The organism is Streptomyces kunmingensis (assembly GCF_039533535.1).
GTDB classification, from domain to species: Bacteria; Actinomycetota; Actinomycetes; order Streptomycetales; family Streptomycetaceae; genus Streptomyces; species Streptomyces kunmingensis.
On the sequence record NZ_BAAATS010000014.1, the window covers coordinates 151,359 to 176,954 of the forward strand.

Genomic DNA, 25,596 nt, shown 5'->3' on the forward strand with positions numbered 1-25,596 from the left:
GTTAGGCTTACCTAACATAGCAGCCTTCCCGACATCCTGTCGGTAAAAACGTACCCGATTTCACGCCACCGAACGGCAGGACGACGAAAGCGAGGAGCCCGCCCCGGACAAGGGGGCGGGCTCCTGCGACAGACGAGACCGAGGACGGCTATGGCTACGACTACAGCTACGGCTATGGCAGCGTCAGAATCTCCGTGCCCGTCTCCGTGACCACCAGCGTGTGCTCGAACTGGGCCGTGCGCTTGCGGTCCTTGGTGACGACCGTCCAGCCGTCGTCCCACATGTCGTAGTCGTACGTGCCGAGCGTCAGCATCGGCTCGATCGTGAACGTCATGCCTGGCTGGATCACGGTCGTCGCGTGCGGGCTGTCGTAGTGCGGGACGATGAGGCCCGAGTGGAACGACGAGTTGATGCCGTGCCCGGTGAAGTCGCGCACGACGCCGTAGCCGAAGCGCTTGGCGTACGACTCGATGACCCGGCCGATGATGTTGATCTGGCGGCCCGGCTTCACGGCCTTGATGGCGCGGGTCAGGGACTCACGGGTGCGCTCGACGAGCAGCCGCGACTCGTCGTCGACATCGCCCACCAGGTACGTGGCGTTGTTGTCACCGTGTACACCGCCGATGTACGCGGTCACGTCGAGGTTGATGATGTCGCCGTCGCGCAGCACCGTGGAGTCGGGGATGCCGTGGCAGATGACCTCGTTGACGCTTGTGCACAGCGATTTGGGGAATCCGCGATATCCGAGCGTCGAGGGGTAGGCACCGTGATCGCACATGTACTCGTGCGCGATCCGGTCCAGCTCGTCCGTGGTGACGCCCGGCGCGATCGCCTTCGCGGCCTCGGCCATCGCCCGGGCGGCGATCCGGCCCGCGACGCGCATCGCCTCGACCGTCTCGGGGGTCTGGACCTCCGGACCCTGGTACGGCGTCGGCGCGGGCTTGCCGACGTACTCGGGGCGCCGGATGTTCCCGGGTACGGAACGGATGGGGGACTGCTCCCCCGGTACGAGAACGGTGGGTGACGACTGCGTCGACTGGCCAGACATGCCAGCGAGTGTAACGAGCGGCCGTGGGGGACCATGGCCCTGAGTGTCCTGAGGAGAGGAGTCGGCGTGGCCCTGTTCAAGAAGCGGACCGTCGGAAAGCCGGGCGAGTGGTTCTACTGCCTGGAGCACCAGAGGGTCGAGGAGGGGCCCGACTGCCCCGCCAAGGACCGGTTCGGGCCGTACCCGACCCGAGGGGAGGCGGAGCGCGCGATGGCCACCGCCCGGGAGAAGAACCTCCAGTGGGAGAACGACCCGAAGTGGCACGACGCGACGACGCGCGGGGAGGACGACGGGAAATAGGCCGCCCCGGGCGCGGGCGCCGTCACCAGCGGGCCGGTGGCGGCGCCGTCAGATGGTCCGCGAGCCGGGAGAGCCGGTCACGGAAACCGCGCCGGCCGCGCGCGGTGTGCCCGCCGTTCTCCCCGGCCGCCGCGCTGACCAGGTGCTGCACCGTGTCGAGGTCGAGGTCGGTGGAGCCCGGGACGGTCAGCGCGTCGTGCGCCATGGCGTGCAGATCCCCGTTCCCCGCGGGTTCGGCGTCGAGCGCGAGGACCGTCGCGCCGGCCCGCCGGGCGTCGTGCACCCGCTCCAGGAGCGGCGCGCCCACCGCGTCCGGCGCCACCACCAGCAGCGTCTCACCGCGCCTGGCCGCCGCCAGCCGGCCGAGCCCGACAGCCAGATGGGCCGGGTCCTCGGGCCGCGCCGCGTGCCGCACGAGGGTCGGCGTCAGCTCGGGCGTGCCCGACCAGGCCGCCTCGTCCACCAGATGCGCCGCCAGATGCCACGGCTCGTACGCCGCGGACCCCACCAGCAGCAGGCCGCCGCCGTGCGCCGCCACCGAGGAGCGCAGCCCCCCGGCGAAACGGCGGGTGGCGGCGGGCCACTCGGTCCCGGCGAGGACCTCACGCAGCAGGGCTACTCGTACGGCGTCCATGGGGTGGCATGGTGCCTCAACCCGGCTCTGCGTACGGGGCGTTCGCTCCAGGACTGCCCGTACGGGTGGCGTCGCGCGCGAGAGGCGCAGGACAGCCGGAGTTCACCCGAAGTTATCTTCGGCGGGGAGCATGACGGTCATGCCCGCCACAGGAGCACAGCCCGCAGAGAGTCCGGTACCGGAGAGTCCCGGGACAGCAAGTCCCGGGCCGGAAACTTCCGCGCCGTTCCGCGCCGGACAGGACGGATACGCGAGCTTCCGTATCCCGGCCGTCGTGGCCGCGCACGACGGCACCCTCCTCGCCTTCTGCGAGGGCCGACGGGCCTCCGCCGCGGACCACGGCGACATCGACCTCGTGCTGCGCCGCTCCACGGACGGCGGCCGCGCATGGGGCCCGCTCCAGGTCGTCGTCGCCAACGGCCGTGACCTGGCGGGCAATCCGGCCCCCGTCGTGCTCGCCTCAGGCCGCGTCCTGCTCGTCCACGTGCGCAACGCGGCCGCCGCCACCGAGGACGCCATCCGCCGCGGCCGGGTCACCGCCGCCGACGGACGCCGCGTCTGGATCACGTACAGCGACGACACGGGCCGCACCTGGACGCGCGGCCGGGAGATCACCGGACAGGTGAAGAGAACGGACTGGCGCTGGTACGCGACCACCCCCGGGCACGCCGTCCTCACCCGGGAGGGCCGCGTGGTCGTCCCCGCCAACCACTCGCTGCCGCCCTCCGGCTCCGACACCGGGACCGAGGGCAAGTACAACGGGGGCCACTGCCTGCTCAGCGACGACGACGGCGCGACCTGGCGCCTCGGCTACGTCGACGACAACACCGACGGCCTCATCAACGTCAACGAGACCACCGCCGCCCAACTCCCGGACGGCAGGCTCTACTTCAACACCCGCAACGACTCGCCCGCCCCCGGCACCCGCGCCGACGCGTACTCCCTCGACGGCGGCGAGCGGCTGGTGAAACCCTTCCGGCCGCAGGCGGGGCTCGTCGGCCCGGTGGTCGAGGGCAGCCTCCTGCACCTCGGCGACCCGGACGTGCTGCTGTTCGCCGGGCCCGCCGATCCGGGCTTCCGCGCCCTGCTGACCGTGCGCCGCAGCCTCGACGGCGGCGTCACCTGGCAGCCCGCCCGCACCATCGACGGGCTGCCCGCCGCATACAGCGACCTCGTCCGCGTCGACGACACCACCGTCGGCCTGCTGTATGAGACCGGCGACTTCTCCGCGTACGAGACGATCACCTTCCGGCGCATCCCCGTGGCCGCGCTCACCGGGACGGACCGCTGAGTACGGACCGCTGAGTAAGGTCGGCCCATGACTTCCAGTGACAGTGCACAGAACAGCGGGCAGAACAGCGGGCAGAGCGGTGCGGAGAACGCCCCGAAGGCTCCGGCCAAGGACCCCTGGGACCTGCCCGACGTGTCCGGGCTCGTCGTCGGCGTACTCGGCGGCACCGGGCCCCAGGGCAAGGGCCTCGCCTACCGGTTCGCCCGCGCGGGCCAGAAGGTGATCATCGGCTCCCGGGCCGCCGAGCGCGCGACGGCCGCCGCCGAGGAGCTCGGCGAGGGCATCGAGGGCGCCGACAACGCGGAGTGCGCGCGGCGCAGCGACATCGTGATCGTCGCCGTGCCGTGGGAGGGCCACGGCGCGACCCTGGAGGCGCTGCGCGAGGAGCTCGCCGGCAAGGTCGTCGTCGACTGCGTCAACCCGCTCGGCTTCGACAGGAAGGGCGCGTACGCCCTCAAGCCCGAGGAGGGCAGCGCCGCGGAGCAGGCCGCCGCCCTGCTGCCGGACTCCCGCGTCACCGCCGCCTTCCACCACCTGTCGGCCGTGCTGCTCGCCGACCCGGAGATCGCGGAGATCGACACGGACGTGATGGTGCTCGGCGAGGCCCGCGCCGACACCGACCTCGTCCAGGCGCTGGCCGCCCGCATCCCCGGCATGCGGGGTGTCTTCGCGGGCCGCCTGCGCAACGCCCACCAGGTCGAGTCCCTGGTCGCCAACCTCATCTCCACCAACCGCCGCTACAAGGCGCACGCGGGCCTGCGCGTCACGGACGTATAACGCCGAATCCTTATCTTTTCCGTACGTTCAGGGCGCCTTCATGCGTCAGCGGGGCATGGGGGACACTGGTCGGCGAATACCGAGCCGTGCCGTATTGGAGCCGACCCCATGCCCCGCATCGCACTCTTCGCCTTCGTCGTCTGCGTCCTCGCCGTCGCTGCGGCGGTGGTGTCCTTCGTCGAGGGCAGCTTCCTCGGGATCGTGTGGGTCCTCATCGCGGGCATCACGTCCAACATGACGTGGTTCTACGTCCGCAAGGCCAAGATGGAGAAGGCGCAGCGCTCGGAGTCGGAGTCGGGTTCGACTACGACTGTGTGAAGGTCGGGATCTCCGGGGTGCCCTTCCAGAACTGGTAGAACTGGCGCCCCCAGTACGTGTCCCAGTCGGTCACGCCGAGCGCGCGCAGGAGCGCGTCGACGGCGTCGAAGAAGTACTGGTTGACCTCGGGGATCCACAGGATGGCGAAGACCGCGATCAGGCCGAACGGTGCGAACGGCTCCACCTGCCGCTTGATCTTGTACGACAGCCAGGGCTCGAGCACCCCGTACCCGTCCAGCCCCGGGATCGGCAGGAAGTTCAGGATCGCCGCCGTGACCTGGAGCAGCGCCAGGAACCCGAGCGCGTAGCGGAACGTGTCCGGCACTCCGTCCAGCGCGTGCAGCCAGAACGGGGCCGTGCAGACGATCGCGAACAGCACGTTCGTCAGCGGGCCCGCCGCCGAGATCAGGCTGTGCCTCCAGCGGCCCCTGATGCGGCCCCGCTCGATGAAGACCGCGCCACCGGGCAGACCGATCCCGCCCATGATCACGAAGAGGACCGGCAGCACGATGCTAAGCAGGGCGTGGGTGTACTTCAGCGGGTTCAGGGTCAGATAGCCCTTCGCGCCGATCGAGATGTCGCCGCTGTGCAGGGCCGTGCGCGCGTGCGCGTACTCGTGCAGGCACAGCGAGACGATCCACGCCGCCGTCACGAACAGGAACACGGCGACGCCCGGCGCCGCGGCGAAGTCCGTCCAGACCGCCCAGCCGGACACGGCGGCGACGGCGACGATGCCGAGGAAGACGGCGCTGATCCTGCTGTCGCCGCGACGCGATGTGGCGATGGTCATGGGGTGGAGCTCCCGGGGTCGCTGGTCCGATGCGGTGGTGTCACTGAACGTACCCGCCCTGGGCGAAGAACGTCCCGGGGTACGAGGGGAGTTCCGCTCCGGGGCCGCACGAAGTGCGCCCCACAGGGGCGCGAGGCTGTATCGATGTGCGGCTCCGCCGCGGGGCGCGACCAGCCACGACGAACCCGCACGTGCCCACTCTCCTCGGGAGCGCGGCGAGGGACGCCCAGCCCCGACGGAACCCGCACATGCTCCGGGGGCGCCCGCCCCGTGCCCCACCTCCCCCCGCCAACGGGGACAATGTCCCCGTGCGCTACCGCATCCTCGGCACCACCCAGGCACTCCACGACGACGGCACCCCCGTCCCGGTCGGCGGGGCGCGGCTGCGTGCCCTGCTCACGGTGGTCGCCCTGCGGCCCGGGCGGACCGTGCCCGCCGCCGTTCTCGTCGACGAGGTGTGGGGCGTCGAGCCGCCCGCCGACGCGCCGGGCGCGCTGCAGGCCCTGGTCGGGCGGTTGCGCCGGGCCCTCGGCCCCGGCACGATCGCCTCCGAAGAGGGCGGCTACCGGCTCGTGGCGGGCCCCGACGCCGTCGACCTGTACCGCTTCGAGCGGCTCACCGCCGACGGCGCCCGCGCCTTCGCCGACGGCAACCCGGCCAAGGCCGCCGAGGTGCTCGAGGAGGCCCTCGGCCTGTGGCGCGGGCCCGCCCTGGCCGACCTGCCCGACCGCACCGCCGACGCCGCCCGCTGGGACGCCCGCCGCCTCGACGCGCGCCGCACCCTGCTCGCCGCCCGGCTCGCGCTCGGCCGGGCCGAGGAGACGCTGCCCGAGCTGACCTCCCTGTGCGACGCCCACCCGCTGGACGAACCGCTCCAGGCGCTGCGGCTGCGGGCGCTGCGCGACGCGGGCCGGGCGGCCGAGGCGCTGGCCGCGTACGAGGAGGTACGGCGCGGACTCGCGGACCGCCTCGGCGCGGACCCGGGCCCCGAACTGCGCGCCCTGTACGAGGAGTTGCTGGACCCCGGCGCGCCGTCGACGGTCGAGGCCCCCGCCGCCGCGCGCCCCGGCACCCCGCCCCCGGGCAACCTCCGCGCCCGCCTGACCTCCTTCGTGGGCCGCAGCGGCGACATCGACGCCATCCGGGCCGACCTCACCCGCGTACGCCTGGTGACGCTGCTCGGACCCGGCGGGGCGGGCAAGACCCGGCTGTCGCAGGAGGCGGCCGAGGGGCTGACGGGCGCCGCGCCGGACGGTGTCTGGCTGGCCGAGCTCGCCCCGGTCGGCGATCCGGACGCCGTGCCGGAAGCCGTCGTCAGCGCGCTCGGGGCCCGCGAGACGGTGCTGCGCGGCGCCGGCGCCGAGGAGCTGCGCGCGGCGAGCGAGCGGCACGGCGACGACCCGCTCGTCCGCCTTGTTGAGCACTGCGCGGACCGCCGGATGCTGCTCATCCTCGACAACTGTGAGCACGTCATCGGCGCCGCCGCCGCCCTCGCCGAGCACCTGCTGGCCCGCTGCCCCGGCGTCACCGTCCTCGCCACGAGCCGCGAACCCCTGGGCGTACCGGGGGAGTTGCTGTACCCCGTAGAGCCGCTGCCCGAGCCGTACGCGCTGCGGCTGTTCGGTGAGCGGGGCGCCGCCGTGCGGCCCGGGTTCACCGTCGGGCAGTCCGCCGAGGTCACGGCCGCGGCCGAGGAGATCTGCCGGCGCCTCGACGGGCTGCCGCTCGCCATCGAGCTGGCCGCCGCCCGGCTGCGGATACTCACCCCCCGCCAGATCGCCGACCGGCTCGACGACCGGTTCCGGCTGCTGACCTCCGGCGCCCGGACCGCGCTGCCCCGCCAGCAGACGCTGCGCGCCGTCGTCGACTGGTCCTGGGATTTGCTGGACGAGCCCGAGCGCGCCGTCCTCGCCCGGCTCTCCGTCTTCAGCGGCGGCTGCGACCTGCCCGCCGCGGAGGCGGTGTGCGGCCCGGACACCCTGGAGGCGCTGGCCTCCCTCGTCGACAAGTCGCTCGTCGTCGCCGCGCCCGACGGCGACGACGGGGCGATGCGCTACCGGCTCCTGGAGACCGTCGCGGAGTACGCCGGCCGGCGGCTCGACGAGGCCGGTGACCGCGCCGGCGCCGAGCGCGCCCACCTCACGTACTTCCGTGAACTCGTGCGCACCACCGACCCTCTGCTGCGCGGCCATGGCCAGCGCGCGGCCGTCGCCCGTATCGAGCGGGACTACGAGAACCTGCGCTCGGCCCTGCGGCGCGCCGTCGCGGCCCGCGACGAACAGGAGGCGCTCAGCCTCGTCCTGTCCATGGCCTGGTTCTGGCAGATGCGGGACCTGCGCAGCGAGGCCCGCCTGTGGGCGGGGGAGGCGGCGGCGCTCGGCCCCGACCCGTTCGCAGGGCCTGCGCAACTGGCCCCGCCGGTGCGGCAGCGCTGCACCGACGTCCCGCCGCCGCTCACCGGCGAGCTGCTCGAAGAGGCCCGCCGCCAGGTCCACCTGTGCCGCCTCGGCTACATGGACATGGAGATGGACACCTGGCAGTCCGAGGAGGGGCAGGCCAGGCTGCGTGTCATCCGCGAGACCTACCGTGCCGACCTGCCGCAGGCCTGCCGCACGCCGGGCAACATCTGGTACTTCGCGGTCCTGATGACCGGCCAGCTGGACCGGATGCGGGACCTGGCCGACACGACCGTCCGCACCTGCCGCGAACTCGGCTACGAGTGGGAACTCGCGCTCGTCCTCCAGTTGCGCGCCAACATCCTGGCCAACCGGAGCGACACGGCCGCCGCCGGACTCGCGGACGCCGACGAGGCGATCGCCCTGTTCACCCGGCTCGGCGACCAGTGGGGCGTCGCCGAGGCACTGTCCGCGCGCGGCGAGACCCACGAGAAGCTCGGCCGGTACACGGAGGCCGCCGCGGACTACACGCGCGCCCGGGGCCTCGCGGAGAGCATGGGCGCGCACGCGCAGGCCACGATCCTCCAGGTCCGGCTCGGCCAGGTCGTCATCGAGCAGGGCGACGGCGAGCGCGGCGAACAGATGCTGCGCGAGACCCTCGACACCAGCCGCCGGCACACGAACGAGGCGCGGCCCGCCGCCCGGATGATGCTCGTCGGCCGCCTGGCGGGCACCGGCCGCACCGCCGAGGCGCGTGAGCAACTGGAGGCACTGCGAGGCGAGTTCAAGGTCGCGGACATCGTCTTCTTCCACGGGATGAGCACCGGCATGGAGGCCATGCTCGACGCCATCGACGGCCATGCCGACAAGGCACTGGAGGGCGCGGCGGAGGCCGTGGAACTCGCGGGCGACCCGCTGGCCGCCGTGATCGCGCCGAACCTCTCGGCGCTGCACCTGCTCACCGCGGCCCGCGCGCTCGCCCTGCGCGACGGCCCCGGGGACGCGGAGCTCGCCGCACGGCTGATCGGCGCGTCCGACGCCTCGCTGCCCGCCGGGCACCACGCCTCGCGGATGGAGCGCGAGTGGCGCCAGGACGCCGTGGCCGCGGTGCGGGCGCTGCTCGACGACGGCGCGTACGCCCGGGCACACGCCGAGGGCGGCAGCCTCTCCGTGGTGGAGGCCGCCGCCCTGCTGTGACGCGAACGACGGGCGTTCGAGAGCAGGCTCTCAGCTCTTCTTCGTGAACTTGCGGATGGCGATCGGCGCCATGACGACCGTCAGGCCGGCCGTCCAGGCGAGCGTGACCCACAAGCCGTGGGCGACGGGACCGCCGACCATCAGGCCGCGGGCCGCGTCCGCGAGGCCGGACATCGGGTTGTACTCGGTGAAGTTCTGCAGCCAGCCCGGCATCGACTGGGTCGGCGCGAAGATCGACGAGCCGAACTGCAGCGGCATCATCACCAGGAAGCCCATGGCCTGCACGGACTGGGCGTTCTTCATGGTCACACCGAGGACCAGGAAGATCCACATGATGCCGGAGCCGAACAGCGCGGCCAGACCGACCGCTCCGAACAGACCGGCCCAGTTGTCGATGTCGAACCCGACGAGGACCGCGACGATCATCAGGACCGTGGTGGCGGTCAGCAGGCGCAGCAGCTCCACCGAGATCTTGGCGATCAGGACCGAGGCCCGTCCGATGGGCAGGGACCGGAAGCGGTCCATGATCCCCTTGTGGAAGTCCTCGTTGAAGCCGGTGCCGACGCCCTGCGCGATGTTCATGCTCATCATCGCGACCATGCCGGGGATCACGTACTGGACGTAGGCGTCCTGACCGCCGCCGAGCGACTGGCCGATCGAGCCGCCGAAGACGTACACGAACAGCAGCGTGAAGACGACCGGCATCAGCACGGCGTCGAACATCGACTCCGGGTCCTGCTTGATCCACAGCAGATTGCGGCGGACGAGGGCGCCGGTGTGGCGCACGTGGCCGCGGAGCCCGATCCGGGGATCGGCGTCGACCGTGATGGTGGGGACGGCCGCGGGGGAGAGGGTGGTGCTCATACGGCGACCTCCTCGAGTTCGGGGCGGGCGTCCTGCGGGGCGGACGCCTTCTCGCCGGTGATGGAGAGGAACACCTCGTCCAGGCTGGGCAGTTCGGTGGCGATCGAGCCGATCGTGATGCCGCGCGCGGTGACCGCGCCGACGACGGCGGTGAGCTGCTCGTCGCTGAGGATCGGCACAAGCACGGTGTCGGTCGAAGGGTCGACGGTGGAGCTGGCGAGGCCGGTCAGGCCCATGTCGTCGAGGGCGGCCGCGAGCGGGCGCAGCTCCAGTGGGTCGGCCGGACGGATGCGCAGGGTGCGCCCGCCGACCTTGGCCTTCAGCTCCTCGATGCCGCCGCCCGCGATGACCTGGCCGCGGTCGATGACGGTGAGCTCGGAGGCCAGCCGCTCGGCCTCCTCCATGTACTGGGTGGTGAGCAGCACGGTCACGCCGTCCCGCACCATCCGCTGGACCTCGTCCCACACCTCGTTACGGGTCCGGGGGTCGAGGCCGGTCGTCGGCTCGTCCAGGTAGAGGACGTGCGGGCGGCCGATCATCGACGCCGCGAGGTCGAGGCGGCGGCGCATACCGCCGGAGTACGTCTTCGCGGGCCGGGTCGCGGCGTCGGTGAGCGAGAACCGCTCGAGGAGCGCGTCGGCGCGGGAGCGGGCGTCCTTCCTGGACAGGTCGAGCAGCCGCCCGATCATGTGCAGGTTCTCGCGGCCGGAGAGCTTCTCGTCGACCGAGGCGTACTGGCCGGTGAGCCCTATCACGCGGCGCAGCTGCCGGGGCTGCTTCACCGCGTCGTAGCCGGCCACGACGGCCGTGCCGGAGTCGGGGGTGATGAGGGTGGACAGGCAGCGGACGAGGGTCGTCTTGCCGGCCCCGTTCGGGCCGAGGACACCCATCACGGTGCCTTCGTGGACGTCGAGGTCCACGCCGTCGAGGGCCTTGGTCGAGCCGTAGTGCTTGACCAGTCCCCGCACGGACACGGCCACCGGGCGGCCGGCCGCGCTGTTGCCGGGTTTCTTGTCGATTCGCGTCATGCCCCTCAAGGTGCCAGTCGCCACCGACATCCCACCGACAGCCGACCGACAGAATCGAGCGTACGCCGATATATCGGCGACAGATTGGATCGGCGGCCGCGGGGGCGGTCCCGGAAGCGGCCGCGGGAAAAGGCCGCGGCCCGTCGACGGGGGAAGATCGACGGGCCGCGTTGGTGCCGCTATGGCTCACGGGTGGGTCAGTGCACGGAGTGCTCCTCCTGAGGGAACGTTCCGCCGGTCACGTCCTCCGCAAACGCCTTCGCCGCGTCGGACATGACGGAGCGCAGGTCGGCGTACTGCTTGACGAAGCGCGGCATCTTGCCGCCGGTCAGTCCGAGCGCGTCCGTCCAGACCAGGACCTGCGCGTCCGTCTCGGGGCCCGCGCCGATGCCGACCGTCGGGATGTGCAGGACGCGCGTGACCTCCGCGGCCAGCTCCGCCGGTACCAGTTCGAGGACGACGGCGAACGCGCCCGCGTCCTGCACCGCCTTCGCGTCGCGCAGCAGCTGCTGCGCCGCCTCCTCGCCGCGCCCCTGCACCCGGTAGCCCATCGTGTTGACGGACTGCGGGGTCAGGCCGATGTGGGCCATGACCGGGATGCCGGCGTCGACGAGCAGCTTGATCTGCTCGTGCGAGCGCTCGCCGCCCTCCAGCTTGACCGCGCCGACGCCCGCCTCCTTCACCAGCCGCATCGCCGAGCGCAGCGCCTGGACCGGGCCCTCCTGGTAGGAGCCGAAGGGCAGGTCGCCGACGATCAGCGCGCGGCTCGTGCCGCGGACGACCGCGGCCGAGAGCATGGTGAGCTGGTCCAGGGTGACCGGGACCGTGGTGTCGTATCCGAGATGACAGTTGCCCGCCGAGTCGCCGACGAGCATGACGGGGATGCCGGCCTCGTCGAAGACCGAGGCCGTCATCGCGTCGTACGCGGTCAGCATCGGCCACTTCTCGCCCCGCTCCTTGGCGAGGGTGATGTCGCGGACGGTGATGCGGCGAGTGCCCTTGCCTCCGTACAGCGCCTTGGGGTTGCTGCTGTCGGTGGCAGAAGTCTGGGCAGCCTGAAGTTGCGTCATCGCAACGGCTCCTTCAAATCGTCTCGAGGCGCCCTGACGGCGTCCCCGGATCGTCTCCATGGTGGCACCGCGTGCCGCTTTCGCGCCAGGCCCCCTGCCGGGCAAAGCCTCGGCAAGGGTTTGCCCTTGAGTTTCAATACGAGACGGTGCCGTATCGAAATGAGTCTAGTGTTCTCCGTATGACCAGTCCTGCCGTCCCCGCGGCTCCCCGGATACCGGAGGCCGTGCATCGCCGTCGTTGGGCGATTCCTCGGCGTGCTCATGCTGAGCCTGCTGATCGTCGTCCTCGACAACTCCATCCTGAACGTCGCGATCAAAACGATCTCGACGCCCGCACCCACCGGCCTGGGCGCCACCCAGAGCGAGCTCGAGTGGGCCATCAACTCCTACACGCTCGTCTTCGCGGGCCTGCTCTTCACCGCCGGACTGCTCGGCGACCGCCTCGGCCGCAAGAAGGTCCTCATCGGGGGCCTCCTCGTGTTCGGCATCGGCTCGGCGCTCGCCGCCGAGTCCGGGACGCCGGTCCAGCTCATCGCGTTCCGCGCGCTGATGGGCCTCGGCGCCGCCTTCGTCATGCCGGCCACGCTCGCCGTGCTCATGAACGTCTTCGAACGCGAGGAGCAGCCCAAGGCCATCGGCATCTGGGCGGGCGGCGTCGGCCTCGCCATCGCGATCGGCCCGATCACCGGCGGCCTGCTCCTCGACCACTTCTGGTGGGGTTCGGTCTTCCTCGTCAACGTGCCGATCGTGATCCTCGCCGTCGTGCTGATGATCGCGCTCGTGCCCGACTCGAAGGACCCCAAGCCGGGCCGGATCGACCTCGTCGGCGTCGTCCTGTCCGTCGTCGGCCTCGTCCTGCTCGTCTACGGGATCATCAAGGGCGGCGACGAGGGCGACTTCACCAGCCCCCAGGTCCTCGCCACGATCATCGCGGGGCTCGTCGTCCTCGTCGGGTTCGTCCTCCACGAGAAGCGCAGCGACCACCCGTCGATCGACATCGACTACTTCAAGAACAAGGTGTTCTCGGCCGCGATCGCCGCCATCGCGCTGGTCTTCTTCGCGCTGATGGGCGTCACGTTCTTCTCGGTCTTCTACACCCAGAGCGTGCGCGGGTACTCGCCGCTGCAGACCGGCGCCCTGATGCTGCCGCTCGCCGTGGCCCAGCTGATCTTCGCGCCGCGCGCCCGGCTCGTCGTCGACAGGATCGGCGTACGGGCCACGACCACCGGCGGCCTCGTCCTGCTCGCGGCCATGCTCGCCGCCTTCACCCTGCTCGACGCGGACACCCCGATCTGGCTCCTCGAAGTCATCTTCTTCCTCATGGGCACCGGCATGGCACACGTCATGACACCGACCAGCGTCGTGATCATGCAGGCGCTGCCGCGCGAGAAGGCCGGCTCGGCGTCCGCGCTCAGCAACACGTTCCGCCAGGTCGGCGGCGCCCTCGGGATCGCCGTCCTCGGCTCGGTGCTCTCGACCGCGTACCGCAGCGGACTCGAAGAGCACACGGACAAGCTCGCCCTGCTGCCCGCCGGTCTGCGCTCCACCGCCGGCGGCTCGATCGAGGCCACGCTCGGCGTCGCCGAGAAGATCGGGCCGCGGGCCCAGGGCCTGGTCGACGCGGCCAACGACTCGTTCCTGCACGCCATGCACGTCACCGCCCTGTGGGGCGCGGGCGTCGCGGTGATCAGCGCCGTCGTCACGGCCCTGTTCCTGCCCGGCAGGACACCGGCCGCGCCCGCCGAACCGCAGGGCGAACCCGAGAAGATCCCCGCCGGCCACTGACCCCGGCGGAGACACACGACAAGCGCTGAGAGAATCGCCCCGGGACCCGGCGGACCGCCAGGTTCCGGGGCTGTGGCGGAAGGCGGAGGGCGTGGACACGGAACGGGCCGAGCGGCAGGCGCCACGGCACGGCGCCCCGGACACGCCGGCACCGCCGCCCGGCAGCGAGCCCCCCGCCCGGGGCCGCCCCCGCAGCGAGGCCGTGGAGCAGGCCATCGTCGAGGGCGTCGTCAAGCTCCTGGAGGAGGGCGTCCCCCTCGCCGAGCTGTCCATCGAACGGATCGCCCGCACCGCCGGCGTCGGCAAGGCCACCATCTACCGGCGCTGGAGCGGCAAGGAGGAACTGTTCGTCGACGTCCTGCGCTCCATCGAGGTACCGGACCCCGAACTGCCCGGCACCTGCCTGCGCGACGACCTGGTCTGCCTCCTGGAGCACCTGCGGCGGCGCGGACTGACCATGCGCAGATCGGCACTTCTGCACAACGTCTTCGCACAGATGAAGACCCTGCCCAGACTCTGGGACGCGTACCACGAGATCGTCATCGACCCGCGCCGGCGCGTCATGCACGACGTGCTGCGCCGCGGCGTCGCCGAAGGGGAACTGCCGCCCGGCACCGACGTCGAACTCGCCGCCGACCTCGTCACCGGCCCCATGCTGCTGCGCAGCGTCCTGCGCACCGACATGCCGCTCGCCGACGACCTCGCCGAGCGGATCGTCGATCTCGCCCTCGCCGGACTGCGGCCGGGCGGCGGGGACTGATTGTGAGCGTTTCGTCACAGGAAGCCCTTTCGGGCGGCCTGTTCGGAACTTCGGACGCGGCCCCGCTCGTCATCGTGGCCGTACGGTCGTCACAGACCCGCCGGGCGGGCGCGTGACGGGACAGAAAGCCGCCGAACATCGCCTAGGGTTTTCGGGCAGGCACGGCGGGCACGGCAGTGAGGCGACGACGGTATGGCGCAGGCGCACAGCACGGGAGACGGCGACGGATCCGGGCACACCGGACCGGGTGCCCGGCTCCGACGCCTGGGGCGCCGGCTCCGCAACGACCGCGGAGTGTGGCGCCGCGGCATCGTCCTCGCGGTTCTCGCGGTGCTGCTCGCACTCGTCATGCTGCTGCACGCGCAGATCCCCAACAGCGTCGGCAACCTCGGCTCCCTGACCGAGACGTTCCTGCCGTGGCTGGCCGTGTTCGTCCCGGTGCTGCTGATCCTGGGCCTGGTACGGAAGTCGGCGACCGCCCTGGTCGCGCTGCTCGTCCCGGTGATCGTCTGGTTCAGCGTCTTCGGCGGGCTGCTCACCGACAAGCAGGGCAGTGGCGGCGACCTCACCGTCGTCACCCACAACGTCAACGCCGACAACCCCGACCCGGTAGGCACCGCGAAGGACGTCGCCGCCTCCGGCGCCCAGGTCGTGGCCCTGGAGGAGCTGACGGCCAGGGCCGTGCCGACGTACGAGAAGACGCTCAAGGCGGCCTATCCGTACCACTCGGTGCAGGGCACCGTCGGGCTGTGGAGCAAGTACCCGCTGACGAACACCCGGCCCGTCAACATCGAGCTGGGCTGGACGCGCGCGATGCGCTCCACCGTCGCGACGCCCCAGGGCAAGGTCGCCGTCTACGTGGCGCACATGCCGTCGGTGCGCGTGAAGCTCGACTCCGGGTTCACCGCCAGCCAGCGCGACAAGAGCGCGAACGCGCTGGGCAGGGCGATCGACGACGAGCCGCTCGGCAGGATCGTCCTGCTCGGCGACCTGAACGGCACCATGAACGACCGCGCCCTGACCGCCGTCACCTCCCAGATGCGCTCCACCCAGGGCGCGGCGGGCAGCGGCTTCGGGTTCAGCTGGCCGGCCGCGTTCCCGATGGCCCGGATCGACCAGATCATGGTCAAGGGCGTCGAGCCGGAGTCGTCGTGGACGCTGCCCGAGACCGGCAGCGACCATCTGCCGATCGCGGCCCGCGTCACGGTCTGACGCCCGTTCCCCAGGACGGGCCCTGACTTTCACGGGGCTGTTACCTCGCGGAATACTCCGTGCGGGAGGCTTTGTTCCGTACGTAAACTTATGAGTTCGGCTCAGCCTCCCTGTCCCCACTTTCTTTGGACGATCCTGCATGCCCCTCGCCCTGCTCGCCCTCGCTGTGGGCGCCTTCGGCATCGGCACGACCGAGTTCGTGATGATGGGCCTCCTGCCCAACGTCGCCGACGACCTGCACGTCTCCATCCCCTCCGCGGGACACCTCGTCTCCGCCTACGCGCTCGGCGTCGTCATCGGCGCCCCCGTGCTCGCCGCGGTCACCGCGCGGATGCCGCGCCGCCGGGTCCTGATCGGCCTGATGGTGCTCTTCGTCGTCGGCAACGCGGTGTCGGCCGTGGCCCCCGACTACCACTCCCTGATGCTCGCGCGCTTCGTCAGCGGCCTGCCGCACGGCGCCTTCTTCGGCGTCGGCGCCGTCGTCGCCACGTCGCTCGTCGCACCCGAGCGCAAGGCCCGCTCCGTGTCGCTGATGTTCCTCGGCCTGACCGTCGCCAACATCGTCGGCGTCCCCGTCGCCACCGCCATGGGACAGCAACTGGGCTGGCGCGCCACCTTCCTCGCCGTCAGCGCCATCGGCCTCGCCGCCATCGCGGCCCTGGCCGCGCTCGTCCCCGCCGACCACGGACACGGCGCGGCGGTCGGCGTCCGCAGCGAACTCAAGGCGCTCGGCTCGGTCCCGGTGTGGCTCGCCCTCGGTACGACCGTCGCCGGGTTCGGCGCGCTCTTCTCCGCCTACAGCTACATCACACCGATGCTCACGGACGCCGCCGGCTTCGCCGAAGGCAGCGTGACACTGCTCCTCGCCCTGTTCGGCGTGGGCGCCACGGTCGGCAACCTGGTCGGCGGCCGCCTCGCCGACCACTCGCTGCGCGGCACCCTCTTCGGCGGCCTGACGTCCCTCGTCGCGGTCCTGGCCCTCTTCCCGCTGCTCATGCGGGCGGAGTGGAGCGCCGCACTCGCCGTGCTGCTCCTCGGTACGGCGGCCTTCACGACCGGTTCGCCGCTCCAGCTGATGGTGATGGAGAAGGCGTCCGCCGCACCGTCCCTGGCCTCGTCCGCGAACCAGGCGGCCTTCAACCTGGCCAACGCCGGCGGCGCCTGGATCGGCGGCCTCGCCCTCGCCGCGGGCCTCGGCGTCACGTCCCCGGCCGTCACCGGCGCGGTCCTGGCCGTCCTCGGCCTCGGCGTGGCCGCGCTCGCCTACGTGGTGGACCGCGGCCGCGGCACGACGGCCTCCGTCCCGGGGCGCCTGGTCGCCGGCCACATGCCGGGGGAGCGGGAGCCGTCCCGGCGGTGACCGGACTGCGGAAGGTCACGGCGTGAGGCGGCGCACGCTGTCGCGGATGACGATGTGCGTGCCCAGAAGCCGGCGCCGCTGCCCGGTCCTGCCCGTCCCGCCGAGGGCGAGGCGGACCGCGGTGCGGCCCAGCTCCTCACCGGGGATGTGGACCGTGGTCAGACCCGGCGTCATGTCCGCGGCCACCGGGTCGTCGTTGTAACCGACCACCGAGATGTCCTCCGGGACCCGCAGCCCGTACTCCCCGAGCGCCCTGACCACGGCGGCGGCCACCCGGTCGTCGCCCGCGAACACCCGCAGTGCGCATCTCAGGGGCGCGGGGAACGGCGCGAGCAACCACGACGGCACCGCACCCCACAAGACGACGGGATTGGGCAGACGCCAAGGGGCGCGGGGAACGGCGCGAGAAGCCCCACCGGGCCGCACCCGCCGTCACACCCGAGCCGGGCAGACGGGTCCGCCTTCCAGGGGCGCGGGGAACTGCGCAAACCAGCCGCACAAGCGCCCCGCCCCCCTGGAACCGAACCCCCCCGGAGGGAATCAGCGACGGCCGTACGACGCGACATACCCCGGCGCCGGCGACCCGACCCCGGTCACATCGTCATAACCCCGAACCGCGGCCAGCGAAGCGTCATCCCCAAGACTCCGCACAGACGTGAGCAACCCCTCGGCCGCATCAACACCGTTGGCAAAGTCCACCCGGGCCACGGCAAGCTCCCCCTTGACCGGGTGATCGGTGACATCGTGATAGACCCGCGCACCGGACACGTACCGGTCGTAGATCGCCGGGTTGGCGAACCCGAGCGCCCGCCCACCCCGCACCTGCTGCGCAAGCGCCTGCACACCCGCGATCACGGGCGCGGCCAGCGACGTACCACCGATGCGGTACTCGTCGTAGCCGAGCGACCCGTCCGGCAGGGTCTGCGTCTGGCCGACCAGGAACCCGGTGTTGGGGTCGGCGATGGCGGAGATGTCGGGCACGACGCGGTTGACGCCACCATTGGCCCGCGCCAGCGAGTCCGGTACGACACCCTTCTGGTAGAAGGGCTGCGCGACGGTCCGGCTGGTGCCGCCACCCGCACCGGAGGTGTACGCCCCCGGGTAGTCGGTCCAGCTCTTGCCGTCGGCCGACAGGTTCGACTTCAGGGTGCCCCAGCCGGTCTCCCACTGGTACTTGTCACCCTTGCCGACAGCCAGCGACGTACCGCCGACCGCGGTGACCCACGCAGAGTTCGCGGGCGTGTCGACCTGCTTCGTACCGGTGTTGGCGACCTCGTCACCGTTGTCGCCGGAGGAGAAGTAGAAGCCGATGCCCTCGATCGCGCCGAGCTGGAAGACCTGGTCGTAGGCGGCGGCGAGCTGCGGCGTCTGGTTGGCCTCGATGTCGCCCCAGGAGTTGGAGACGATGTCGGCGAGGTGCTTGTCGACGACGGTGCTCAGCGAGTCGAGCAGATCGTCGTCGTAGCAGGAGGCCGCGCCGACATAGGTGATGTCGGCCTTGGGGGCGACCGCGTGCACGGCCTCGACGTCGAGGGTCTCCTCGCCGTACCAGCCGGCCGCGCCGCACTCCTCGGTCCTGGTGTACTCCGCGGGCAGGACCTGCTTCAACTGGCCTTTCGCGTACGCCGCGTCCCCGTTCTTCGCCGCGTACTTCTTCGCGTCCTGCGCGATGGTCGGCGAGGCGTACGCGTCGGTGATCGCGACCCGCACGCCCTTGCCGGTGGCCTTGCCCGCGCCGTACGCGGAGCGCAGCTGCTTGCCGGTGTACCCCTTGACGGCGTACGGGACCTTCTTGCCGCCGACGGACGGCAGCGTCTTGGCGACGTTCGAGCCGAAGTACGAGGAGAACGGCCCGGAGTTGCGGAACACCGCGTCCGGCGGCGGCAGTTCGTCCTGGTGGTCCGCCTTGTGCGGGGCGCTGTCCAGGCCGGTGACGGTCAGCACGGCGCCGTCGAGCGAGGCGGGCACGGACGCGGCGCCGGAGGGGGCACGGTAGGTGTGCTTGCCCTTGGCGTAGTTGTGCAGCTGCGTGCCGAACGCCTTCTCGGCGGCGGCCACGTCACCCGACACGGACAGGTAGTGCGCGGTGGTGCCGGCCACGGTCAGGCCCGAGGACTCGAGCCACTTCGTGACCTCGGCTATCTGCGCCTTCGTGGCGCCGAACCGCTCCTGCGCCTGCTTCGCGCTCAGATACTTGCCGTACGAGGCGGACGACGGGTCGGAGACGGCCTTCGCGTAGGCGGCGAGACCGGTGGCGTCCCGGCCGGCGAGGTAGACGCGGGCGGTGACCTTGTTGCCGTCGGCCGTGGCGCCCTTGTCGGCCGTGCCGGTGGCCCAGAGCGGCTTGGTGCCGGTGAGGGCGGCTCGGCCGGTGTCGGCCTGGGCCGCCGGAGCGGCGAGGGCGATCGCGCCGGCAAGCAGCGGCAGCGCCGCCGCCAGGCTCAGGCCGGCCCGGGTGCGGCGGGCGCCGTGGATGGATCTCATGAAACCCCCTGGTCTCGTGGAACCCCTGGGTGTAGGTGCACGTGCAGTGCACACGCGACACGTGTAATGCACACACAGAGGGCTTCACTCTGGCCAGGAACCGTTCACGCCGGGGGAATGGATCGATCAAGACAACGTCAAGACATCTCAAGTCCGATCGCAATCAACCCATTTGACCCCGTAGCCCCAGAGATTGTCCTGTCCGGTATCAGACGGTCGCGCCGCGCTCCTTCAAACGGTCGCGCCGCGCTCCTTCAAACGGTCGCGCCGCGCTCCTTCAAACGGTCGCGCCGCGCTCCTTCAAACGGTCGCGCCGCGCTCCTTCAGCATGTCCGTCATCAGATCGATCTCGGACTGCTGCGAGGCCACCATCCCGCGGGCGAGCCGCACCTCGGCCCCGACCGCGCACCGCCGTACGCACCCCTCGGCCATGTGCACCCCGCCCTTGTGGTGGGCGATCATCAGCCGCAGATACATGATCTCGGCCTGCTTGCCACTGGCCTTGCCGAGCGCGGCGAGCTGCGTATTGGTCGCCATGCCGGGCATCAGCGCACCGTCCTCGCCGGCCGGCGCGTTCGCCATCCCCATCCACGCCATGGGCGGCTTCTCCGACACCTTCGGCAGCTCCCACAGATCGAGCCAGCCGAGCAGCATCCCGCGCTGGTTGGCCTGGGTCTGCGCGATGTCGTACGCGAGGCGGCGCACCTCGACGTCCTTGGTGCGGTCGCGCACGATGTACGACATCTCGACGGCCTGCTGATGGTGCACGGCCATGTCCCGCGCGAACCCGGCGTCCGCGGACTCGGCCGCCGGCACCTTCAGATCGGCCGGACCACTGTCCCCGTCGGCGACGGCGTACGTGACGGCTCCCGTGACCACGACCACCGCCGCGGCCACGGAGACCAGCCATCCGGTCGTGCGCCTCACTTGGACAGGCCACCCGTACAGGCGGCGCCCGGCTCGGGAGTCTGCTTGCCCTGCACGTACGTGGCGAAGAACTTCGCGACCGCCGGGTCCGAGGCGCTCTTGACCGTGCGCTGGTGGCCCCAGGCGCTGAGCATGACCGGGTCCTTCTGGTCCTGCACCGGGCTCATCAGCGAGTACGGCGTCTGCTTGACCTTGGCGGTGAGGGCCTTCACGTCGGCGTCCGCGGCCTTGTCGTTGTACGTCACCCAGACGGATCCGTGCTCCAGGGCGTGCACCGCGTTCTCGTTCGGGATCGCCTTGTCGTAGACGTCGCCGTTGCAGTTCATCCACACCGGGTTGTGGTCGCCGCCGACCGGCGGGTTCATCGGGTAGGCGACCTTCTTCGTGACATGGGTGCGGCCGAGCTTCCCGCTCCAGGTGCCGACACCCTCCTTGTCGTACGAGAAGCGCCCCGAGGCACCGGCCGCCTTCGCGTCGTCCTTGCCCGCGTCGTCCTTGCTCTTCGTCACCGCCCAGGCGCCCACTCCTATCAGGGCGGCCACGACGACCGTGCTCACCGAGATGACGGCGATCCGGCCGCGACGGGCGCGAGCGCGCTCGGCACGGCGCATCTCCTCTATACGGTCCCTGCGGTCCTTGGCGGAGGCGGCGGAGCTCTTCTTGGCGGAACCCATGGAGTGTCCTTCTGGGAAAAGGATGAGACGGGCGGGCCTGCTGATCGTAGTGGGGAGAACGGGCTTCGCGGGAGGTGCTTTCGTCCGTCCGGCGAACGGCAGGCACTATGGCCATGAGGGGTGCAGCGGGCACTATGAACACGACACCGGCCGATCAAGGATGATCAAGGTCGGCAACGTGTACGAAACGGGCGTGTGGTGGGATGTGACCGGGCCCCTCGACGTCCCCGGAGCAGGCGGCCTGACCAGCAAGGATGGGTGGAAGCGGAAGATGGACAAGCAGCAGGAATTCGTGCTCCGGACTCTGGAGGAGCGCGACATCCGGTTCGTACGTCTGTGGTTCACGGATGTGCTGGGCTTCCTCAAGTCGGTGGCCGTGGCCCCCGCCGAGCTGGAACAGGCGTTTGACGAGGGAATCGGCTTCGACGGCTCTGCCATCGAGGGTTTCGCCCGGGTCTACGAGTCGGACATGATCGCCAAGCCGGACCCGGGCACGTTCCAGGTCCTGCCGTGGCGCGCGGAGGCCCCCGGCACCGCCCGTATGTTCTGCGACATCCTGATGCCCGACGGCTCCCCGTCCTTCGCGGACCCGCGCTACGTCCTCAAGCGCGCCCTCGCCAAGACCTCCGACCTCGGGTTCACCTTCTACACCCACCCCGAGATCGAGTTCTTCCTCCTCAAGGACAAGCCGCTCGACGGCTCGCGGCCCACCCCGGCCGACAACTCCGGGTACTTCGACCACACCCCGCAGAACGTCGGGATGGACTTCCGCCGCCAGGCGATCACGATGCTCGAATCGATGGGCATCTCGGTCGAGTTCAGCCACCACGAGGGCGCCCCCGGCCAGCAGGAGATCGACCTGCGCTACGCCGACGCGCTCTCCACGGCCGACAACATCATGACGTTCCGCCTGGTCATGAAGCAGGTCGCGCTCGAGCAGGGGGTCAACGCGACCTTCATGCCGAAGCCGTTCTCCGAGCACCCCGGCTCGGGCATGCACACGCACCTCTCCCTCTTCGAGGGCGACCGGAACGCGTTCTACGAGTCGGGCGCCGAGTACCAGCTCTCCAAGGTCGGCCGCTCCTTCATCGCGGGCCTGCTGAAGCACGCGGCCGAGATCTCCGCGGTCACCAACCAGTGGGTCAACTCCTACAAGCGCATCTGGGGCGGCTCGGAGCGCACGGCCGGCGCCGGCGGCGAGGCCCCCTCCTACATCTGCTGGGGCCACAACAACCGCTCCGCCCTCATCCGCGTCCCCATGTACAAGCCCGGCAAGACCGGCTCGGCCCGCGTCGAGGTCCGCTCCATCGACTCCGGCGCCAACCCGTACCTCACCTACGCGGTCCTCCTCGCCGCCGGCCTCAAGGGCATCGAAGAGGGCTACGAGCTCCCGCCCGGCGCCGACGACGACGTCTGGGCCCTCTCCGACGCCGAACGCCGCGCCATGGGCATCGAGCCCCTCCCCCAGAACCTCGGCGAAGCCATCGCCCTGATGGAACGCTCAGAACTGGTAGCGGAAACCCTCGGCGAACACGTCTACGACTTCTTCCTCCGCAACAAGAAGCAGGAGTGGGAGGAGTACCGCAGCGAGGTCACGGCGTTCGAGCTGCGGAAGAACCTGCCGGTGCTGTAGTCGCAGGTCAGGGCGGCTTCGTGCCGCGCCAGACCTCTGGGGCCGCTGGTCTGCGACCGGCGGCCCCGCCGCGTGCGCCCGGGGCTGGGCTTCAGCCGCAGGCTCTCCGCCCCGGCCGCGCTTTCCGTCCGCATGGGTGCTGCGGTCGCGCGGGCATCAGGCCCAGAAGGTCTCGGTGACGACGATCTGGGGGTCGGCGTGGCGGCGCATGAAGGTGTGGATGAGCCAGCCGCGTCCACCCGCGAGGTCCACGATGTGCGGGCCACCGGGGCTGGTGGAGTTCAGCGGCCGGACGGTCATCCAGTGCGGGAGCGAGGCGTCGGCGTCGATTCCGCGGTAGTACGGGTCCTCGGCGGTGATCAGTTCCGCGCGGGCGCTCATGATGAGGTCGCTGCCTTCGGCGGGCATGTTCTGGAAGTCGTGCTGCGCCTGCTTCGTCCAGTCCATCTGCCATGGCGGCCGGGGCGGTTCGTCCGTCACTCCCCGGGCTTCCTCTCTGCCGCTTCGTGCCGGAGGCGGCTGTACTCCTCCAGAAGGCGGGTGGATTCTTCTGCATCCTCGGACTTGGCGGCGCGGGCTTCGAGGTCGCGCAGGTGCGAGTCGAGTGCGGGATCTCGCGCGACGGCGTACTGCGTCCACCAGAGGCGCATGAAGGCCGGCACCGGGGTGATGTTGAAGGCGTCGCCGATGACGCGTTTCCAGTGAGCCTCGAAATCCGGGAGAAGGTGCGGAGTGTGCTCCTGGATGGCCAATCGAAGTGCTTGAGGCGTGTGTTCGGGCATCGGAGGCAACCGCTGGGGTTCCTCTTCGTACCCCTCGAAGTGGAGCGCGTGGGCGGGCATGGTTCGGGCTCCTTGATGTGAAGGGTCAGGCCGCGTCGTGCCGGGCCTCGTGCGCTTGCTGCTGACAAGCCATCTGCTCGAACCACTCGGCCGGAACCAAGTAGGCGACAGTCTTCCCTTTACGGGTGATGGCGGCGGCCTCTCCTGCGATCCGGGTCCGGTCCAGGATCTCGCCCATCCCCTTGCGAAGGTCGATGGTTGTGTACGTCTTCGTCTCCATGGCCTGAAGCGTATAACAACTATCATAGTTGCCATATGTGTTTGTGGGGTCCAGGTGGCCCCGGTGACGGCCGGACGGCGGCCGCCCAAGGCTCAGCCTCCCGAAAATCAGTGGAGCTGGGCCGCCGCCCGCCCCTACCCTCCTGCCGAACCGAGTCGCCCAGGTAAGGACGTGCCGTTGTACACCGTTTGAGATTTTCCGAGCGCTGATCGGTCGCGCGTCGCGTCGCTGCTTGTGCAGGTGCGCCGCGCTGCTTTTTGCTGCGGACTTCTCACTGGAAACGGTGTACCTCTGTGCTCGAAAACTGGGTGGTCACTCCCACCTGCCTTCCTGTCGTTCTCCGCCGGTGTCACACCTGTGGGGCCGAGCGCTTCCGGGCGGACGGCAAGTTTCGTGTCAACGCCCATCACAAACTCCTCGACGCCTGGCTCCTCGTGCTCTGCACGGACTGTGGGGCCACCGTCAAGCTCGCGGTTCTGGAGAGGGTGAACGTGCGTTCCGTGCGGGCCGGGCTGTTGGAGCGGCTGCATGACAACGACCCCGCCCTGGCCGCCGAGTTGCTCGGGGACCCGGTCGTGCGGCGGCGCAATCGCATCGGTCTCGACTGGGACGGCGCCTGGCGGCTCGACACCGGGGGAGGGGGTCACCGCCACCCGGACCGCGAGGCGGTCGACGTCGAGGTCCGCTTCGGCGCGCCGATCCCCGTGCGGCCCGTGCGGCTGATCGCCGAGGGGTTCGGCCTCTCGCGGGCCGGGGTCGAGAGGCTGATCACCGAAGGGAACCTCGTGTCGGCCGTCCGGCTCACCGGCAAGCTCTCCAGCGGCTTCACCTTCACGCTGAAGCGCTGAAGCGCTGAAACGCTAGAGCGCGTCCCTCAGCGGCACCGTCGCCCGCTTCCGGTACTCCTGGACCGCCCAGCCATTGCCGTCCGGGTCCGTGAAGTACATGAACGTGCCGCCGTCGTCCGCGCCGAACTGGACGGGCTCGGACACATCGAGTCCGCGCTCGGTCAGTTCGTCGCGGGCGGCCTTGATGTCGCTCACGACGAGCTGGAGCCCGTGGTATGTGCCGGGCGCCGGGGTTCCCGTCTGGAGGGGGACCCCGACGGAGAGCATGATCGAGCAGCCCGAGCCCGGCGGGGTCAGCTGGACGATGCGGGAGCCCGGCATCAGTTCGCGGTCGACGTCGCAGCGGAAGCCGACCTTGTTGAGATAGAAGTCCTTGGACCGGTCGATGTCCGAGACCGGCAGCGGGATCACTTCCAGGGTCATGTCCATCGCCCAAAGGTAGGCGGGGGACCGGGTGGCCGTCAGGAGGCGCCGCCCGGCTCGTACCGCCCGCCGAAACCGTGTGCAGGTCGGCGCCATGACCGGCCGGTACGCGTACGCCAGACGACGGACGTAACGCCCCGCCACCCCACGTACGCGCCCCACCACCCGGTCGTGACCCGGGCCGCACACACCCGTACAGCGCCCAGCGCCCAGCGCCCAGCGCTCACCGTTCGGACAGCGGCGCCGGCGCCTCCTGCACCGTCCACCCGTTGCCGTCCGGGTCCTTGAAGAACATGAACGAGTTCCACTCCTCGGTGCCGGGGCCGTCCGTCCAGCCCTCATGGCTCGCGTGCCGCACCGCGCTCACCTCGACGCCCCGCGCCACCAGCTCCTTGTGCGCCGCCGCGATGTCCGTGACGCACACCTGGAGGCCGGTCAGCGTGCCCGGCTTCAACGGCGGCTGCCCGGGGGCGCCCGGCAGCCCTTCGGTCAGCGCGATCGAGCAGCGCGAGCCGGGCGGCGTCAGCTGTACGACGCGGATGCCGGGGGCGACCTCGCTGTCCACGTCGACCTTGAAGCCCACCTTGTCCGCGTAGAACCGCTTGGCGCGGTCCACGTCGGTGACGGGGACGGCCACCACTTCGAGAGTCCACTCCATGATCTGCCCTTCCAGTCGTGCCGTCGTGCCCGGACGAGTACTGCATCCTCTCGCCAG

25 protein-coding genes and 1 pseudogene are annotated in these 25,596 nt (G+C 71.0%); 11 read left to right on the top strand and 15 right to left on the bottom strand.

Annotated features, from left to right (window positions below; genetic code table 11):
• Positions 1-172: 172 nt before the first annotated feature.
• Positions 173-1,048 (bottom strand): type I methionyl aminopeptidase, encoded by an 876-nt coding sequence (map, locus tag ABD366_RS17850; RefSeq protein ID WP_324768256.1) that lies wholly within the window; start codon positions 1,046-1,048, stop codon positions 173-175.
• A 66-nt stretch (positions 1,049-1,114) separates the two neighbouring features.
• Here map and ABD366_RS17855 point away from each other — a divergent pair, with 66 nt between their 5' ends.
• Positions 1,115-1,348: a hypothetical protein gene (locus ABD366_RS17855; protein WP_324768257.1), complete on the top strand. Its 234-nt coding sequence runs from the start codon at positions 1,115-1,117 to the stop codon at positions 1,346-1,348.
• A 22-nt stretch (positions 1,349-1,370) separates the two neighbouring features.
• On the opposite strand, the gene ABD366_RS17860 is transcribed toward ABD366_RS17855, so the two are convergent.
• Positions 1,371-1,982: a hypothetical protein gene (locus ABD366_RS17860; protein WP_324768258.1), complete on the bottom strand. Its 612-nt coding sequence runs from the start codon at positions 1,980-1,982 to the stop codon at positions 1,371-1,373.
• A gap of 139 nt (positions 1,983-2,121) precedes the next feature.
• Between ABD366_RS17860 and ABD366_RS17865 the strand changes: the two genes are divergently transcribed.
• The 3 genes from ABD366_RS17865 to ABD366_RS17875 all read left to right on the top strand — a co-directional run bounded on the left by ABD366_RS17865 (position 2,122) and on the right by ABD366_RS17875 (position 4,368).
• Entirely contained in the window at positions 2,122-3,273 is a 1,152-nt protein-coding gene (locus ABD366_RS17865; protein WP_411293677.1) for a sialidase family protein, read from the top strand.
• 27 nt (positions 3,274-3,300) lie between these two features.
• Positions 3,301-4,050, top strand: coding sequence for an NADPH-dependent F420 reductase (npdG, locus tag ABD366_RS17870; RefSeq protein ID WP_324768260.1), 750 nt, complete (start codon positions 3,301-3,303; stop codon positions 4,048-4,050).
• 108 nt (positions 4,051-4,158) lie between these two features.
• The gene (locus ABD366_RS17875) at positions 4,159-4,368 is read left to right on the top strand and encodes a hypothetical protein (RefSeq protein ID WP_324768261.1); all 210 of its coding nucleotides are present in this window, start codon (positions 4,159-4,161) and stop codon (positions 4,366-4,368) included.
• Here the strand turns inward: ABD366_RS17875 and ABD366_RS17880 are convergent.
• Complete coding sequence (locus tag ABD366_RS17880) at positions 4,355-5,158, bottom strand: site-2 protease family protein (RefSeq protein WP_324768262.1); 804 nt, start codon at positions 5,156-5,158, stop codon at positions 4,355-4,357. The two genes, ABD366_RS17875 and ABD366_RS17880, sit on opposite strands and share 14 nt — an antisense overlap.
• A 248-nt stretch (positions 5,159-5,406) precedes the next feature.
• On the opposite strand from ABD366_RS17880, the gene ABD366_RS17885 reads away from it, so the two are divergent.
• Positions 5,407-8,751, top strand: a complete 3,345-nt coding sequence (locus tag ABD366_RS17885; protein ID WP_344442061.1) for an ATP-binding protein — start codon at positions 5,407-5,409, stop codon at positions 8,749-8,751.
• A gap of 30 nt (positions 8,752-8,781) precedes the next feature.
• Here ABD366_RS17885 and ABD366_RS17890 read toward each other — a convergent pair whose 3' ends face one another.
• From ABD366_RS17890 to panB, 3 genes are all read right to left on the bottom strand, one after another.
• The gene (locus ABD366_RS17890; protein WP_324766070.1) at positions 8,782-9,615 is read right to left on the bottom strand and encodes an ABC transporter permease; all 834 of its coding nucleotides are present in this window, start codon (positions 9,613-9,615) and stop codon (positions 8,782-8,784) included.
• On the bottom strand, positions 9,612-10,643 hold the full coding sequence (locus ABD366_RS17895) for an ATP-binding cassette domain-containing protein (protein ID WP_324766069.1): 1,032 nt from the start codon (positions 10,641-10,643) through the stop codon (positions 9,612-9,614). Before ABD366_RS17895 ends, ABD366_RS17890 begins: the two co-directional genes overlap by 4 nt.
• 197 nt (positions 10,644-10,840) lie before the next feature.
• On the bottom strand, positions 10,841-11,713 hold the full coding sequence (gene panB, locus ABD366_RS17900) for a 3-methyl-2-oxobutanoate hydroxymethyltransferase (protein ID WP_324766068.1): 873 nt from the start codon (positions 11,711-11,713) through the stop codon (positions 10,841-10,843).
• 179 nt (positions 11,714-11,892) lie between these two features.
• Between panB and ABD366_RS17905 the strand changes: the two are divergent.
• The 4 genes and pseudogenes from ABD366_RS17905 to ABD366_RS17920 all read left to right on the top strand — a co-directional run bounded on the left by ABD366_RS17905 (position 11,893) and on the right by ABD366_RS17920 (position 16,830).
• Positions 11,893-13,498: pseudogene (locus ABD366_RS17905) on the top strand (MFS transporter).
• A gap of 91 nt (positions 13,499-13,589) precedes the next feature.
• Entirely contained in the window at positions 13,590-14,258 is a 669-nt protein-coding gene (locus ABD366_RS17910) for a TetR/AcrR family transcriptional regulator (protein ID WP_324766067.1), read from the top strand.
• A 192-nt stretch (positions 14,259-14,450) separates the two neighbouring features.
• Complete coding sequence (locus tag ABD366_RS17915; protein WP_324766066.1) at positions 14,451-15,470, top strand: endonuclease/exonuclease/phosphatase family protein; 1,020 nt, start codon at positions 14,451-14,453, stop codon at positions 15,468-15,470.
• A gap of 139 nt (positions 15,471-15,609) precedes the next feature.
• On the top strand, positions 15,610-16,830 hold the full coding sequence (locus ABD366_RS17920) for an MFS transporter (protein WP_324766065.1): 1,221 nt from the start codon (positions 15,610-15,612) through the stop codon (positions 16,828-16,830).
• A 15-nt stretch (positions 16,831-16,845) separates the two neighbouring features.
• Here ABD366_RS17920 and ABD366_RS17925 read toward each other — a convergent pair whose 3' ends face one another.
• From ABD366_RS17925 to ABD366_RS17940, 4 genes are all read right to left on the bottom strand, one after another.
• Complete coding sequence (locus ABD366_RS17925; RefSeq protein ID WP_324766064.1) at positions 16,846-17,178, bottom strand: substrate-binding domain-containing protein; 333 nt, start codon at positions 17,176-17,178, stop codon at positions 16,846-16,848.
• A 192-nt stretch (positions 17,179-17,370) separates the two neighbouring features.
• Positions 17,371-19,314, bottom strand: a complete 1,944-nt coding sequence (locus ABD366_RS17930) for a S53 family peptidase (RefSeq protein WP_324766063.1) — start codon at positions 19,312-19,314, stop codon at positions 17,371-17,373.
• Positions 19,315-19,614: 300 nt separating this feature from the next.
• Positions 19,615-20,241, bottom strand: coding sequence for a DUF305 domain-containing protein (locus tag ABD366_RS17935; RefSeq protein WP_324766062.1), 627 nt, complete (start codon positions 20,239-20,241; stop codon positions 19,615-19,617).
• The gene (locus ABD366_RS17940) at positions 20,238-20,915 is read right to left on the bottom strand and encodes a thioredoxin-like domain-containing protein (RefSeq protein WP_324766061.1); all 678 of its coding nucleotides are present in this window, start codon (positions 20,913-20,915) and stop codon (positions 20,238-20,240) included. The genes ABD366_RS17935 and ABD366_RS17940 overlap by 4 nt, the downstream gene beginning before the upstream one ends.
• A 271-nt stretch (positions 20,916-21,186) precedes the next feature.
• Here ABD366_RS17940 and ABD366_RS17945 point away from each other — a divergent pair, with 271 nt between their 5' ends.
• Complete coding sequence (locus ABD366_RS17945; RefSeq protein WP_324766073.1) at positions 21,187-22,548, top strand: glutamine synthetase family protein; 1,362 nt, start codon at positions 21,187-21,189, stop codon at positions 22,546-22,548.
• 156 nt (positions 22,549-22,704) lie between these two features.
• On the opposite strand, the gene ABD366_RS17950 is transcribed toward ABD366_RS17945, so the two are convergent.
• From ABD366_RS17950 to ABD366_RS17960, 3 genes are read right to left on the bottom strand one after another with little or no spacing between them, the layout of a single operon-like run.
• On the bottom strand, positions 22,705-23,028 hold the full coding sequence (locus ABD366_RS17950; RefSeq protein WP_324766060.1) for a hypothetical protein: 324 nt from the start codon (positions 23,026-23,028) through the stop codon (positions 22,705-22,707).
• Positions 23,025-23,390, bottom strand: coding sequence for a hypothetical protein (locus ABD366_RS17955; protein ID WP_324766059.1), 366 nt, complete (start codon positions 23,388-23,390; stop codon positions 23,025-23,027). Before ABD366_RS17955 ends, ABD366_RS17950 begins: the two co-directional genes overlap by 4 nt.
• Before the next feature lie 25 nt (positions 23,391-23,415).
• The gene (locus ABD366_RS17960) at positions 23,416-23,610 is read right to left on the bottom strand and encodes a type II toxin-antitoxin system Phd/YefM family antitoxin (RefSeq protein ID WP_324766058.1); all 195 of its coding nucleotides are present in this window, start codon (positions 23,608-23,610) and stop codon (positions 23,416-23,418) included.
• A gap of 293 nt (positions 23,611-23,903) precedes the next feature.
• Between ABD366_RS17960 and ABD366_RS17965 the strand changes: the two genes are divergently transcribed.
• Positions 23,904-24,458 carry a DUF1062 domain-containing protein gene (locus tag ABD366_RS17965; protein ID WP_324766057.1) on the top strand — a complete coding sequence of 185 codons (555 nt, stop codon included), beginning with the start codon at positions 23,904-23,906 and terminating at the stop codon, positions 24,456-24,458.
• A 12-nt stretch (positions 24,459-24,470) separates the two neighbouring features.
• Here the strand turns inward: ABD366_RS17965 and ABD366_RS17970 are convergent, their stop codons facing one another.
• Together ABD366_RS17970 and ABD366_RS17975 are read right to left on the bottom strand one after the other, a co-directional pair.
• On the bottom strand, positions 24,471-24,887 hold the full coding sequence (locus ABD366_RS17970) for a VOC family protein (protein WP_324766056.1): 417 nt from the start codon (positions 24,885-24,887) through the stop codon (positions 24,471-24,473).
• 217 nt (positions 24,888-25,104) lie between these two features.
• Complete coding sequence (locus ABD366_RS17975) at positions 25,105-25,539, bottom strand: VOC family protein (protein WP_324766055.1); 435 nt, start codon at positions 25,537-25,539, stop codon at positions 25,105-25,107.
• Positions 25,540-25,596 lie beyond the last annotated feature (57 nt).